Source organism: Acidisarcina polymorpha, assembly GCF_003330725.1.
In the GTDB taxonomy this organism is placed as follows: domain Bacteria; phylum Acidobacteriota; class Terriglobia; order Terriglobales; family Acidobacteriaceae; genus Acidisarcina; species Acidisarcina polymorpha.
Genome location: NZ_CP030840.1, coordinates 801,040 through 815,103 on the forward strand (window position 1 = coordinate 801,040; position 14,064 = coordinate 815,103).

The following is a 14,064-nucleotide window of genomic DNA, read 5'->3' on the forward strand; positions in this document are numbered from 1 at the left end:
TCGATCGGCATATCTACTCTGCTCCTTACGTAGTTATGGAGCAGAGTTGGCCATTGACGGCAAGTGTGGTCTCAATGATTACATTGCCTGATTTCGCCAATTGAGATTATAACTATTCGACGTGCGTTAGCGTGCAGTTTCGGCCGGACGCTGGAAGGTAGCGACACTCCGCATCAGAACCAAGAAAGAAAGGGTGACGGCTATCAACAATATCCCCGAGCCGCCAAGGGCCGCCGTTATGCCGAAGATCGGGATCAACTTTCCGAGTGCAAGGCTTCCCAGTGGAATGCCCGCTCGAAAGGCAAGACTGTAGACACTCATTACCCGGCCGCGCATCTGTTCGGAGACGATCAACTGGACCAGCGACAACATGAGCGATGCCGACGCCATGATCGCCGCACCGCTGATGAAGATTAGGACGCAGGACAGTGGAAGCCATCTACTAACGGCGAAGCCGGAGATGGCAGTCCCCAATGCCAGCAGAGTCAATAAGGCGACATGTCCTTGCCCCTTCAACCGCTCTGAAGCGGCTACGATCAATGCGCCGACGATCGATCCCGCGCCCGAACACACTAATAGAAGCTGATACGTACGCGGCCCTCCATGGAAGACTGTACGAACGATCACCGGCAAGAATCCCGTCAGAGAAAAGCCGAGGAGCGTCGTGCTGAAGGCAAGAAAGACGAGCGCGGCCAATCCCTCGCGTTGGCGAATGAAGCCAATTCCCGCGCCCATGCTCTTCAGTATGGCCTCCTTTGATTTCGCCGGCACGAATGTTACCTGGATCATCATGAGGGAGAGGATGACGGCGAGGAAGGACACTCCATTCAAGGCAAAGCACCAGGTAGGCCCCAGGGTGGCATATGCGAGACCGCCCAAAGTTGGGCCGAGCACGCGCGCCAGATTGAACTGAATTGAGTACATAGCGATCGCGTTGGACAGGTTTTCAGCGGGGACCAGAGTCGGCAGAAGTGCAGAATACGCTGGCCCTCCAAAGGACTGGCCCAGTCCGACGACGAAGGACAGAGATAGGATGTGCCAGACCTGTACCTTGTGAGCGAGGAACAGAGCCGTCAGAATAAAGGCGCAAGCCATCTGAATATACTGAGAGGACAACAGCATCTTTCTTCGGTCCATGCGGTCAGCAAAGACACCCCCAACCAAGGAGAACAGGATGATTGGGAGTTGCCCCAGGAACAGATCTAATCCCAGGTAGAAGGGGTCTTTTGTGAGGTCGTAGACGAGCCAGCTCTGGGCGAACTGCTGAACAAAGGTACCGATGGTGGAGGCGCATGCTCCGAGCCACATCAGACGAAAATCACGATATCGGAACGCCCTGAAGGTCCGGCTAAACGATGATGTCCAGGCCACTAGTGATCCGCCTCTGCTTCATCACCTACGAGGTTTCTGGCTGCCCTTCGAAAAATAGGGCGACATCGAACGTCCTGCTCAGCAGCTGGATCAAGGTTTGGCATGTAAATGGCGTGCATCAGTTCAGATGAAACTACTCACGTTCGGTCGCAAAATCGCGGAACGAAGAATTCATAAAGTAGAGACTGAGGTTGAGGAGTTCACACGGCCATCCGTAATATTATCAAGGACATTCTCCCAAGGCTTCGGAGATCTCCAATATCGGATCGGTACTTTATCAAAATTGGACGCAAGGTCCGCACCACGGCTGAGATGTACGCGCAACTATACTGCGATACGCACATGAAGCGGTTGTCCATCGTCTCGCCCAAATCAACGGGAGCTCAATCCCACCAGGGGTATTCAAGATCAGCGGCGTCTCGGAGTTCATCAAAGTTGTCGAAATCGCCAATAACGTCAAACTGGGTGTAAGGATTGTCTTCTAAGTTTTCCGCCTAGGCTCCAGCCCCCAAAGGTGTTCGGTGTGCGATTCACGCACAAGACATTTTCCAGCTCTTCGATGCAAAAGTAATACACACAATAGTCTTCAATGCAGGACACGGGGACGGTCCGAGCGCGCCATGTCCTTTGTTTATGACAATCTCAGCCTCTGGAATGCCTGCCGCGTAGCGAGCAGAGCGGATCGAGCTGTAAACCTTCTCCAGAAGAAGGGTACGGTCATTGGCGCTCGTTGGAACAGTCATTGCAAAAGGACGGTCTTTGAAGACCTTCCAAAAGTCCCGATTGAACCAACGATAGAAGTCTTCCGGCTTCATCAAGCACCACAAACTTTCGGCAGTTCACACATCTCGATCTCGGAATCGGCTTCAAAGGTGCCTTTGTTTGGTCGTAATCCTACTGTTCGCGAAATGCGTACTGACGGTCTGTTGCCGAAGAGCACGAAGCTACGCTCTTCCAAGTATCTGAACAACCTGATCGAGCAGGACCATCGCGGGATCAAATCCAGAACCAAGCCTATGCTCGGCTTCAAGAACTTCCGATCCGCCGCTAGTACGATCGCCGGCATCGACTGCTCCGCCGCATTCACAAAGATCAATTCCATCTCGGACGCCTACGCCTCAAAGACAGAGCTGTGCCTGCAATCTGGAGTGCAGTACTGGTTAAATAGCAAACCACCTCGCACGGTGCTGCTTCCTGACTCATTCACTTGTTTGGCACCACAGCCATATTGGCCATCCTCTTCAGCCGGCGGCTTCGCCAAGCGCCATCGCATCGGCGGTTGCGACAACATTCCCTCTCACATCTGCGTGAAAAAGGTGTTGCCCTGGCTGGTTAAGGCATGACAACCAAGAACCACTTAGCGGATCCCCGCCGTCGTAGAAGTGATGACAAACCTCTGTTTTACAATTGCAGGGCTTTTGACAGGCTACGAAGACATGATCGGTGATGAATTTTGCCGCGCAAATGGTCGACGCCGCACGCAGTTTCCTCTTTCGACACAAGGCCTTACTCTTCATAGAATCAAAGTATGCCACAGTGGTGCTGCTGGGATCCCGTCAGAAAACAGACAATAGAGTACGGGGAGGAATCTGGTCGCCTGCGTAGACAGTTAATCGTCGGCTGCAACACGTCTCAGATATAGGATAGCGGCTCCGTGGATGACATCCGCCCCTTGACGGAAGCGTACCCATGAGTCTCGAGAAGCAGGCGTTACGGCCCGCTATCTCGGCCTCTGCAACCTCGCCGTGCGATTTGGTCCGTGTTCTGAAGGTCCCCTTTTGTCACTCCGACAAGCATTCGGTCGACATAGAGCCCTAGATTGATATGGGCGCTGTGTACCTTAATACAAATTTAGTTACTCAATGAACATGCTGTCATTCTGTCTTCATTTAGTCGTCATTGTGGGCGCCAGGGTTTCTCAGTCTATTCGGGATATCGAAAAGAATCGCGCATTTAGTACCGAAAGCTGTACGAACAGCAAGACTCAGCGATCACGGGTCACATTCTCTGATAGAACACAGCAAGGGCTGCTTAGGGACAGCAATCTTAGCGCCTTGTGCTCCACATAAAAGGGTGCGCTACGGGGCGCCCCATTTTTGCTTGCTCAAACTCGAATGAACATTTTCCATGCAAGCTAACTCTGTGGCAGGGTGTACGTTTTGGCGCGGGCATAGGCCGCACCCATGACCGCAACGAAGGGTTCATTGGAAACGCCGTCAGCTTCCATTCCAAAGTTCATTAAGAACAGCGCGGCAAGCCAGCTTCATTCATAGCACTCCGCCATTGCTGCTCATCGTACGCCATACCTATAGTGATCTTTCCCGAGTCATCCGCACATAAATGGCGCGTGCCATCACCTTTGCCTGCGTCGAAAGTCGAGGTACCGTCGGCTCCTGCTGCTCTGAGCCAATGCGGTCACAATGAGCCAACGGCCGAGAAACTGCAGTCGGTCGATGTCGATCACGTCGTGGAGCACACTAGAGCCTTCGAGAGAGAGCCTGGGCGATGCGGCTGCTCGCCTCTACGTTCAAAGAACGTGGGAAGAACAACAGCGAGTAATGCAGCTGATCTCCTCCCTTGTTCCCTGATCTAGGGGCAAGAGCGGAGCCTGGTACCGGATCGATCGCTTCGTTCTCTCATGAACCGGCGACACTGGTCGCCTCGATTTCCCGCACAGACCTCGCGGCCCTCTTCTCCAACGATCAACCGAATGCTGGGTAGATCTCTCTCGCGAATATCCCGGTTGATTCTCCAAACTCATCCAAACGATCCATGCCCCATCGCGATCCCGAGGGGCAGCGAATTCTGACAAAAACTTCATTTGTCTTGTCCGGTTGAGTCGCATCAAAATTTAGCTGATTGTTATTGACTGCAATGCACCGGCTCATTGTTCTGAACAAACAGAACCTTGAAGCCACTTTGGTTGATGGGTGATTCCCTCGCCCATCTTTCCCTCACACACAACCACGGAGTCTACGATGCCGAATCGAAAGACGAATGCAATTTCCGCGCGGAGCGGTGTGATCGTCGCCCTTTGCGCTTGCGCAGGCCTTCTCTTGCTCGGTCGGTGGGTCTTGACCGCCGGAGCTCTCGGGGACGATCCTTCCCCGTATTGGGCCAGTGGTATCCATGCCGATTACGATCTTCCTCACGGAGCCCGGGAGCAGCTTGAGGAGGTCAATGAGCAGATCGATGAAACGGAGCGCGACACCCTGCAGTTACTTAATACTGAGTTGGACCCGATCCATCAAATTCAGACGCTTGGCAAGCTGGAGCTTTTCGACAGAGCCCTCTCAGTAAAGAAGAACGAGGCCTGCAGCACCTGTCACATGCCTTACACCGGCGACACCGGTCCCAGCCCGGTGCTCAACTCCACCACCGCAGCGTATCCCGGATCGGTGAGAAGCCGCTTCAGCGCTCGCAAGCCGATGAGTTATACCTACGCGACATTGTCTCCGGTGCTGCACTACAACGCCACTCAGCATGATTTCTATGGAGGCAACTTCTGGGATATGCGGGCCACGGGATGGCGGCTGCAGAGCCCGGCCGCCGAGCAGGCCCAGGGACCGCCCACGAATCCAGTAGAGATGGGATTGCCCGACAGCGCTTGCGTCGCTCATCGGGTATCGGTCGGTCGTTATGAGTCCCTGTTCGTTAAGGTCTGGGGTCCCGCCATTCAATCGATCCATTGGCCGACGGACGTGGACAAGATCTGCGGTACACCCTCTGGGAAAGATGGGGCGGCCCCGCAGGTGAACCTCAGCTCGGAAGACCGGGCGAAGGTCAACACCATCTACGATCAGTTCGCCCTGTCGATCGCCGCCTATGAGGCTTCTCCGGAGGTGAACGCGTTTTCATCGAAGTTCGATGCATACCTCGCGGGGTCGGCGACATTGACTCCGAGCGAGAAACACGGCTATGAATTGTTTAACGGCCAGGCGAAATGCAATACCTGTCATCTTAGCGGCACCGCCAGCGGAGCGACCGGCGGCTCAGTCGCGGACGCCGCGCCGGTCTTCACCGACTTCACTTCTTCCAACCTCGGTGTACCGAAAAATCCTGATATTCCCTATTACTACGAAGATAAGCCCGACAAGTATGGCTTTGTCGCCAACCCGGTGGGAATCAAGTTTGTGGATCTAGGGGTGGGGGCTTTCCTGAGCGGCGCGCAGGGTACGCCCGTTCCGGATAAATCATGGATGCAATACGCGCCCGCGTTCGATGGCAAGGTGCAGGTCCCGACACTGAGAAACGTTGACAAGCGGCCCTATCCGGGCTTCGTCAAAGCGTATATGCACAACGGGTACTTGAAGAGCCTGAAAGAGGTTGTCCATTTCTATAACACCCGAGATAAGCAGTGTCCCACTCCGAACGATCCCAACGTGAAAAAGACTTGCTGGCCGGCCCCGGAGGTTTCCGCCAATGAGGACACCACGGTTGGAAATCTCGGACTATCCGATGCCGACGAAAACGACGTCGTAGCTTTCCTGAAGACCCTGACAGACGGCTATACATCGAAAAGTTCGGTTGACTTGAGCAGTGTGCAGGAGAACATTCGAGCGCGTCGCGAAAGCCAGCAAAACTAGGGCCTTCTCTGCGGGTGCACAACCCCAGGATCGATGCTTGATTGCCCCTCTCTTGGGAGGGGCAATCAAGCAATTACAGTATATAGATTGCCAGGATAGCCCCGACTACCACGAGACCCTCGGCATCTGTAGCCAAGTTCAGATCTAGTCGTCGTCGATTTGCGGAGCCGAGCGCCCAGCGCGGCGCGCGCAACCAGCCAATGATCGATCAGGGGAGTCGCCATCTTCGCTCTCTCCGAACTGCTATTTGGTCGCGCTCAATGAGAGGAGCGCCACCGAGCATGAGTTTTCTTTTCGCTGCCCGGAAAACAGCGGCAGGGTAACGATGAGACGAGCGCCGCCGTCAATTCGGTTGGCAGCCTCGGTGGAGCCGCCGTGGGCGCGCGCCACAGCCTCGACGAAAGCCAGGCCGAGCCCGTGGCCGTTCGATTGCGGCCCCTTCACGCGCCGCTCGAAGATATGGGCGGCGATCTCGGGCGCAAAGCCGGGGCCGTCGTCTTCGACCAGGAGAATCGCTCGCCCCTCCTCCGCCCTCAAGGCGATCGCCACGGTCGAGGAGGGCGGCAAGTGCTTCAGCTCATTGTCGAAGAGGTTGGCAATCATGCGATGCAGCAGGCCGGAGTCTGCCCATATTTCGACCCGCTCCGCGCTGCGAAGTTGAATCCGGAGTCCTCGTTCGGACATGGACGGCTCATACAGGTCAACCATCGATCGCAGCAATTGGTCTAGGTCGATCGCGACGCGGTCGAGCCGCAGCGCGTCCGCCTTGGCTTCGGCGACATCAAGCGACTTGTTCAGAAAATCGGTCACCCTATCGAGTTCCTCGATCGCCGTTACCACGCTTTCCGCTTCTTCGCCCGCTCCTCCGGTAAGGGCCATCTCCAGTTTGGCCCGCACCGCAGTCAACGGGCTGCGAAGGTCGTGGGCGAGCGAGTCGGTGATGGTATGCAGTTGATGGACGGAGTTCTCGATGCGGTCCAGCATGGTGTTGAGCGTGGAAGCCAACTGGGCGATCTCATCCTTTCTGCGCGAGGTGGGCACTCGGCTTCTCAGATCGGATTCGCCAATTCGCGACGCTGCTTCGGTGATCCCGCGCACATGCCCCAGCATCCGGCGAGTCGTGTAGAAGACAATGGCCGCGCCAATCAGCACGATCGCCAGCCAGAGAAGAAGGAAGCGGAACCGCAGGCTCCTCAACAGCCGGCGCTCGTCTCTTTCCGACAAGCCAAGATAGATGCGGGTGCCGTCGCCTACTGCGACCGACGCCACCCGAAAAGGGATATCGAAGGCGTCGACGCGCAAGTCGGTCGGCGTGTCGGTCACTCGTCGGCCGTGCCGGATCGCGTCGAGATACGCGACGCCGTTCCCGGCCCCCACCCATAATGCTAGAGAGCCGTCAGCGCCCGTTTGGAGGAAAAAGACCGAATCGTTCTGTCCCTGACTGGAAAGAAGCCGGTTCGGAACCTCGCGGCTGGCGAGCTCGGCGACTTCCCCAACGACGCGTCCGTAGAGCGCGTCTTTGCGGGTTCGTGCGGCGACATCGCCGAGCACCTCCACTTCGCCCGAAAGCCAAGCGTCGCTGCGTCGCTGGATGTCCTTCGATACGAATCGATGAAGAAAGACAAAAACCACCATCGTGCCGCAGGCGAAGGCCAGCGTCGCCCAGAGCGATATGCGCCAAGCCGCGCTGCGCATGGTCGTCTTACCGATCTTTGAGAACATAACCCACTCCTCGCAGCGTTCGGATCAGCGGTCGACGCCCCTCGGCGTCCACCTTGCCGCGCAGCCGGTAGATATGCACATCGACCACATTGGTGTCCGGCTGGATGCGCATGCCCCACACTTGATCGAGGATCATCGAACGGGTGACGACTCGTCCCGCATTTCGGCACAGATACTCCAGCAGAACGAACTCCTGCGGAGTGAGGCTCAGAGTTTCGCCGCCCCGCGTGGCCTCGCGGCGAAGCAGGTCTAGTTCGAGATCGAGCACCCGCAGGCGGGTCGCCTCGGGAGGCGCGGAGGCCTTGCGCCTGAGCAGATTGCGCAGCCGCGCCAGCAGCTCTGCCATGGCGAAGGGCTTGGTGAGATAGTCCCCGCCGCCCTGTTCTAGCCCGTGCACCCGGTCGTCTACCGTCCGCCGCGCGGAGAGAATGAGCACCGGGGCATTCACTCCGAGTTGACGAAGCCGCAGAATCAAACTAATGCCGTCCTCGTCGGGCAGGCCAAGATCGATGATGAAGATGTCGTGGTGGCTTTCCGCTGCGAGTCGCTCCCCGGCCTTGCCGTTGCCGGCGACATCGACCTGATATCCGGCCTCGGTCAGAGAGCGCTTCAGAAATCCCTGGATTTCGATCTCGTCTTCCACCAACAGCAGACGCATGCGTCGATGGTACTGCATCTAGGCAAACGTTTCGCTTCCCGCCACCAATCGCCCCCATGAACAAATCGTCATCCCGAGCTTCGTCCCGAAGTGCTATCAAAAGAGTGAGGGTCTCGTCTCAACGAGTAGCCGTTGTATTGAGAATGCCAAGCCTGTCCTCTCAAGTTGTCGACCGTCGTCGTCTCTTCGTGGTTCAGCTGCTCCCAAAACACACGCGCGACATTTCTGAACCTGCTGAGGCTAACTGTGCATGACTACGGCTTACCTGAATCGCATCGCCACCGCCATACCCGAGCACGATATACATGAAGCCTTCGTCAGCTTCGCCGAGAGGATGCTGGCAGACCGGCGGCTGCAAACCATATTCCGCCGCATGGCGAGCCGGGCCGATATCTCACATCGTTATTCATTTCTCAATCCGCGGAGAGATTCGGACCGTCTGTCGGCGCACGACGCACATGGATTTTATCAGTCAGGCGGCTTTCCCAACACGGCTCGGCGGATGGAGATGTTTGAGCAGTGCGCTCCGGTGCTGATGAGGAAGGTTTTGGATCGGCTAGCGCTCACTGAAGAAGAACGCTCCGGCATCACGCATGTGCTGGTTACCTGTTGTACTGGACTCTATGCGCCGGGGCTAGACTTTGAAGTCCTTGATCATCTTGGTCTCTCAGCCGGCGTGGAGCGCACGATGATTGGATTCATGGGATGCTATGCCGCAATCAATACGCTCAAGCTGGCGCGGCACATCGTGCGCTCTGAGCCGAAGGCGGGTGTGCTCATGGTGAATCTGGAACTATGTACTGTGCACTTACAGGAGACGCAGGATCTGGAGCAGGTGCTCTCCTTCCTGGTCTTTGCCGATGGCGCAGCGGCGAGCCTCATTACCGCTCGTGAGCAGGGCTTCTCGCTGGACAGCTTTAAGGCGGTGATGGTGCCAAACACAAGGGAGCTGATTACTTGGAAGATCCGTGGATTGGGTTTCGACATGCTGCTCTCCGGGCAGGTGCCGGGTGAGCTGGGACGTGCGCTGCATGACGGCGAACTAATGGCCGAGCGGGATGGCATTAATCTCTGGGCGGTGCATCCTGGCGGGCGGTCGGTTCTGGATGCGGTGGAAAAGGGGTTGGAACTGCCAACGGATGCGCTGGCTGCGTCGCGCGAAGTGCTATCGTCCTTCGGCAACATGTCGTCGGCGACGGTAATGTTTGTGCTGGAGCGGATGATGCAGCAGGCAAAGCCGGGGCAGCATGGTTGTGCGATGGCATTTGGGCCGGGCCTAGCAGCGGAGACGATGAGATTCCATGTCGTCTAGCGCACAGCTCGACTTCAGTAGGCGGGTTTCTCCGCGTGAGTTACCGGAGTGGCTGGATGGCGACTGTAGTTATGAGGATTTCCGCGACTGCATGCGCAGTCTGGAAAACGTAAATCGTTGGCTGCTGGGTTATCGGCCAACGCTGGCCTGGCTGGAGCGTCTACCGCTCGGACTGAGTGGGCCTACGCACATCGTCGATGTCGGCAGTGGCGGAGGCGACTATCTGCGGCGGATTGCAGCCTGGGCTCGGCGAAGGGGCATCGCTGTCCGGTTGACGGGCATCGACGTGAATCCTTATGCGGCGCGTACCGCCGCCGACTCAACCCCTAAGGAGCTCGGAATCACATGGGTGACCGGTGACGCGATGTTGTACAGGCCGGAGAAGCCGATCGATATCGTGGTCAGTTCACTCATGACACATCATCTGGAGGACGACGAGATCCTCACGCTGCTGAGGTGGATGGAAGCGACGGTGCAGGTAGGTTGGTTTATCAATGATCTGGAGCGGGCTGCCTGGAGTTCTCGATTATTTGGGTGGGGGCCGTGGCACCGGATTGTGCGGCATGATGGACCAATATCGTTCCGGCGGGCCTTCCGAGAGGAGGATTGGCTAGGGCTGCTGGCGGCGGCTGATATTCCCCAGGAGGCAGCAACGGTGGAACGTTGGCGGCCGGGACGGTTGTGCGTTGGGCGGCGGAGGTGAAGTTAGTGAGTCTCACCCGTCTCATTGGACTCAGAGACATACAGCGTATTGTCCAAACCTTCGTGACGTACCTCATCACGTCTATTGATCCGAGAGGCGAATAATGGCATCTTCCACTCTATCTACACCGAGTGCCGGCCGCTCTAGATTCAAAGCGGCTCTCTGGATCTTTCTTGGTGTGACGACGCTCTTTGTCTTCATCACGTCAGAGGTCCTTCTCCTCACCGATTACCCGATGTACCATGCTTATCGCCTGCAGGTCATAGCCGACCGCGGACTCCTCATCCCGCACACGCTTTGCGGAACCTTTGCACTGCTGACCGGCCCTCTGCAGTTCTCGACGCGCTTTCGGCAGCGCCACCTGAAGCTCCATCGGGTGCTAGGGCGCATGTACTTCGTCTCAGTGATTATTGGCGCCTTTAGCGGGATTGCCCTTGCTAACGGGCGTCCGGGGCTGCCAGGAACGTCTATGCAGGGCGCTGCCTGGATCGTCTGCACTACCGCGGCCGTGATCGCCGCGCGGAACCGCCAGATTTCTGTGCATCGCCAGTGGATGGCCCGCTCCTACGCGGTGACGTTTACCTTTGTCTCCAGCCGCGTACTCAATCTGGTTCCCGCCTACTGGAGCCATCTTGGCGACGTACTGTCGGCGGTTGGCGTGATCGCTTTCACCCTGGTTTCCATTCTTCTGGTTGACCTCGGCCTCAACTGGCACGAACTCACCTCACGTCGTAACTGATCGTCGGCCGGCGATTATGAGAGTTTAAGATGTGGGTTTGCAAAATGTCCTATTTCATGAAGCTGGTCCCCACCAGCCGATTCAAGAGCACGGCTCGCCAGCGAGTTCCGGGATTCGCCTTGTTGAGTCCGGCGGGCCCGATACCAATCTCAAGATGACGATTCGGACAGAATGACGTTCAAACCGTTTTTCGAACCGTCTACCAGGTTAGATAGCACTAGAGAACCTCACTATGGATAGATAGAACATCCAGTGAACCAGGAGCAAAGCTTGCACGATGAAGTTCTCATCCTCGGCGGTGGAGTGGCAGGTTGTGCCGCTTCGATTGCACTCGCCCGCAAGGGACGAAGTGTAACGATGATCGAACGCGAACCCACACCGCGCCATAAGGTATGCGGAGAATTCCTAAGCGGTGAGGCGCTGGAGGACCTCCATGCGCTGGACATCGATGTGGCCTCGCTTGGTGCTGTACCCATCAATTACGTTCGCCTTGCCGCGGCCAGGCGCTCCGCTCAGGCTCCGCTTCCTTTTCCTGCGGCCTCGCTCACACGCAAAGCGCTTGATACAGCGCTCATTGCCAAGGCCATAGCCGTGGGAGTCCGCGTCGAGCGCGGCCGCAGTGTGCAGTCGCTCAAGCGGACGACAGGCAATCTCTGGCAGGCTATGCTCAGCGACGGAGCCACATTCGAAGCTCCAACCGCCTTTCTCGCCACGGGCAAGCACGACCTGCGCGGCCGCGGTCGTCCGAAGGACCCTCACCAATGGGTCGCCTTCAAGATGTATTACCGAATGTCTGCAGCCCAGACCGCTGAACTGGCAGACGCCTCCGAGTTGACACTCTATGCGGGAGGCTACGGTGGTATCCAACCGGTGGAAGACGGCATTACGAATTTCTGCTGTGTGGTGCAACGGCGGTATTTCGCATGTTCGGGTCTTCGCTGGAAAGGCCTTCTCGCGAAGATGCAGCAGGACTGCCCCCACCTCGCGATGCGGCTTGACGGAGCGGAGCCGCTGCTCGACAAACCGATCACCGTCACTCATATTCCGTACGGTTATCTCCGCCGCACGACCGAGGATGGACTCTACTGCATCGGCGATCAGGCAGCCGTAATCCCCTCGTTCACCGGCGATGGCATATCCATCGCACTGCAGTGAGTGTGACCGCGAGAGCTACGACTGCGAGGGATTTCACTGCATTTCTCTCCTGTAAGGTTCTGACTATCGAGAGTTGGTTCACGGCGTAGCTCGCTTTCAGTTGGCGAACGCCTGCGGAGCAACAGAGGCGCCCTGGGTCACGCGTGTGAGCCTGGCCGTTATGCGCATCGCGCCGGGCCAGACCCTGAGACAGAACGGCAGTACAGCGCGCGCGAGTGCGTTGCTTAAGCCATTGGCGGCGAGCTCGGCAAGGCGCATCTGGGGCAGCAGTGCGGAGCGCAGTTTCGGCTGAAAGACCGGTGCCGGCTCTGCGGCAAGATAGGCAGAGGCAGCACTGCGGGCAGGAGACTCGACCATTCAGGTGAACGGAGTGTTCACTCTGGTGGGTACGCCCCACGAGCTGACGATTCCGATGCAGATTCATGTACATGGATCGAAGGTAACGGCAAAGGCGCAATTCGTCGTTCCCTATGTGCAGTGGGGTCTAAGGAACCCAAGCTTCTTGATCTGGAAGGCTGAGAACGACGTGGCGATAGACCTAAGCCTCGTCGGCAATATCGCCAGTTAAGACCTCCGTTTGACTGGCTGGTCTGTTGCAGGCATGGCGGAGACGCGGAAGTAAGAGCAGGTTTGACCCAAAACCCCAAAAACCTAGGGCTGATGAAGATTCGCTGACGGGCCTACATCTGTGTAGATATGGGCGAGTTTCCCGCCACCGCAGAGAAGGCTTCCGGTCACCCTTCTCTTCCAGGTCTAAAAGTCGACATAGAGCTGTTCGAGATTACCGTCATGCTGATCCAGCGTCACCGTGATTCCGAAGTTTTCGGCAGTTCTAATGAGCAGCCCCAGACTCCGTAGTTGATATAGGGCAACACTTCGAATTCCACAGTGTATTCGCTTTTTCTTCGCTATATACTGATCTCATGTTTCAAGGGCCGAGTTCGTCCTTCCACGATTTTGTGATCACGTGCAAGCGGTGCAGCGAGAACCTGGCGGCGCGCATCCAGACGATGCCCGACGACTGGATCATCGAGACTTGCCCGTTTTGCCTTGAAACCCGGCGCTACCTCCCGCAAGAAATCTTTCGAGGGAGGATTTCCCACAAATATGCTGCACTCCGAGTGCGCCGTGGGCCTTGAGGTGGGAGGCTACAACGAACGCCCCGACTGGCCGAAGCTCGGCCCATCACTCCTGGTTGCCGCTTCAATGATTCTCGCGATCCGGACAGCGAAATGGGCAGCCCGGCACGATGAACGCCTCAGCAATCTGGATCTGGCTGTCGAGATTGACTATGCCGTCAGCATGGCGGGTGCCGTACTTTCAAAGCTGATGGCGAAGAATGACGCAATATTCCCGCAGAGGAAGGAGCCTTGGTATCAGGCGACGGATGAGGATACCCCGAAGTAACGGTAAGCTCGCTGGATTTAGCTGACTTATCCAAGCCTAAAAAACACCGTTTAGTTGGCTTTTTTACAGGATGTATGTTGTCGACGATACGCCGCCCAACGATCCTACAACGGTTAAGTGAGTCACTGAGTGGAAGACGATTCAGTCTTTCAGGAAACGCTTTGAACACGAACAAACATCTAGCTATACCTCATGTTTGCTGGTAGCCTTCAAGGGGAAATAAGTTGGTATGCGAATGAGTAACCAGGCCGATTACCCAGGGAGAAGAAAGTACCTAAACGCTCAGCTGCTACACAGGTTCCTCGTCTGGATGGAGGAGCGAGCCGCAGAACGGGTGAGGATTCGCCGTGCCAATTGCCCCTGGTGACTGCCAAGTCCAGGCGCTCTCGAACCGCAAAGCCTGTTCGAGTC

General features: G+C 56.9%; 11 protein-coding genes and 1 pseudogene. 8 read left to right on the forward strand and 4 right to left on the reverse strand.

Annotation, left to right across the window (positions count from 1 at the left end; translation table 11 throughout):
* Window positions 1-126 precede the first annotated feature (126 nt).
* Window positions 127-1,371 (reverse strand): MFS transporter, encoded by a 1,245-nt coding sequence (locus ACPOL_RS03560; RefSeq protein ID WP_236657204.1) that lies wholly within the window; start codon window positions 1,369-1,371, stop codon window positions 127-129.
* A 908-nt stretch (window positions 1,372-2,279) separates the two neighbouring features.
* On the opposite strand from ACPOL_RS03560, the pseudogene ACPOL_RS03565 reads away from it, so the two are divergent.
* Both ACPOL_RS03565 and ACPOL_RS03570 read left to right on the forward strand, forming a co-directional pair.
* Window positions 2,280-2,441, forward strand: a pseudogene (locus tag ACPOL_RS03565) (DDE-type integrase/transposase/recombinase); the annotation flags it as partial.
* A gap of 1,908 nt (window positions 2,442-4,349) precedes the next feature.
* Window positions 4,350-5,957 (forward strand): cytochrome-c peroxidase, encoded by a 1,608-nt coding sequence (locus ACPOL_RS03570; protein WP_114205847.1) that lies wholly within the window; start codon window positions 4,350-4,352, stop codon window positions 5,955-5,957.
* Between the two features lie 243 nt (window positions 5,958-6,200).
* On the opposite strand, the gene ACPOL_RS03575 is transcribed toward ACPOL_RS03570, so the two are convergent.
* Window positions 6,201-7,679 (reverse strand): ATP-binding protein, encoded by a 1,479-nt coding sequence (locus ACPOL_RS03575; RefSeq protein ID WP_114205848.1) that lies wholly within the window; start codon window positions 7,677-7,679, stop codon window positions 6,201-6,203.
* Window positions 7,660-8,355 carry a response regulator transcription factor gene (locus ACPOL_RS03580; RefSeq protein ID WP_236657205.1) on the reverse strand — a complete coding sequence of 232 codons (696 nt, stop codon included), beginning with the start codon at window positions 8,353-8,355 and terminating at the stop codon, window positions 7,660-7,662. Before ACPOL_RS03580 ends, ACPOL_RS03575 begins: the two co-directional genes overlap by 20 nt.
* Window positions 8,356-8,587: 232 nt before the next feature.
* On the opposite strand from ACPOL_RS03580, the gene ACPOL_RS03585 reads away from it, so the two are divergent.
* The 4 genes from ACPOL_RS03585 (at window position 8,588) to ACPOL_RS03600 (ending at window position 12,246) form a co-directional block, all read left to right on the forward strand.
* Window positions 8,588-9,649, forward strand: coding sequence for a type III polyketide synthase (locus ACPOL_RS03585; RefSeq protein ID WP_114205850.1), 1,062 nt, complete (start codon window positions 8,588-8,590; stop codon window positions 9,647-9,649).
* The gene (locus ACPOL_RS03590) at window positions 9,639-10,352 is read left to right on the forward strand and encodes a methyltransferase domain-containing protein (protein ID WP_114205851.1); all 714 of its coding nucleotides are present in this window, start codon (window positions 9,639-9,641) and stop codon (window positions 10,350-10,352) included. The genes ACPOL_RS03585 and ACPOL_RS03590 overlap by 11 nt, the downstream gene beginning before the upstream one ends.
* A gap of 103 nt (window positions 10,353-10,455) precedes the next feature.
* Window positions 10,456-11,091, forward strand: a complete 636-nt coding sequence (locus ACPOL_RS03595) for a DUF2306 domain-containing protein (RefSeq protein ID WP_114205852.1) — start codon at window positions 10,456-10,458, stop codon at window positions 11,089-11,091.
* Window positions 11,092-11,361: 270 nt separating this feature from the next.
* Window positions 11,362-12,246 carry an NAD(P)/FAD-dependent oxidoreductase gene (locus tag ACPOL_RS03600; protein ID WP_236657206.1) on the forward strand — a complete coding sequence of 295 codons (885 nt, stop codon included), beginning with the start codon at window positions 11,362-11,364 and terminating at the stop codon, window positions 12,244-12,246.
* Window positions 12,247-12,342: 96 nt separating this feature from the next.
* Here the strand turns inward: ACPOL_RS03600 and ACPOL_RS03605 are convergent, their stop codons facing one another.
* Window positions 12,343-12,603: a hypothetical protein gene (locus ACPOL_RS03605; RefSeq protein WP_236657207.1), complete on the reverse strand. Its 261-nt coding sequence runs from the start codon at window positions 12,601-12,603 to the stop codon at window positions 12,343-12,345.
* A 4-nt stretch (window positions 12,604-12,607) separates the two neighbouring features.
* Here ACPOL_RS03605 and ACPOL_RS03610 point away from each other — a divergent pair, with 4 nt between their 5' ends.
* Both ACPOL_RS03610 and ACPOL_RS03615 read left to right on the forward strand, forming a co-directional pair.
* The gene (locus tag ACPOL_RS03610) at window positions 12,608-12,814 is read left to right on the forward strand and encodes a YceI family protein (protein ID WP_236657208.1); all 207 of its coding nucleotides are present in this window, start codon (window positions 12,608-12,610) and stop codon (window positions 12,812-12,814) included.
* Between the two features lie 539 nt (window positions 12,815-13,353).
* Window positions 13,354-13,653 carry a hypothetical protein gene (locus ACPOL_RS03615; RefSeq protein ID WP_150132893.1) on the forward strand — a complete coding sequence of 100 codons (300 nt, stop codon included), beginning with the start codon at window positions 13,354-13,356 and terminating at the stop codon, window positions 13,651-13,653.
* Window positions 13,654-14,064 lie beyond the last annotated feature (411 nt).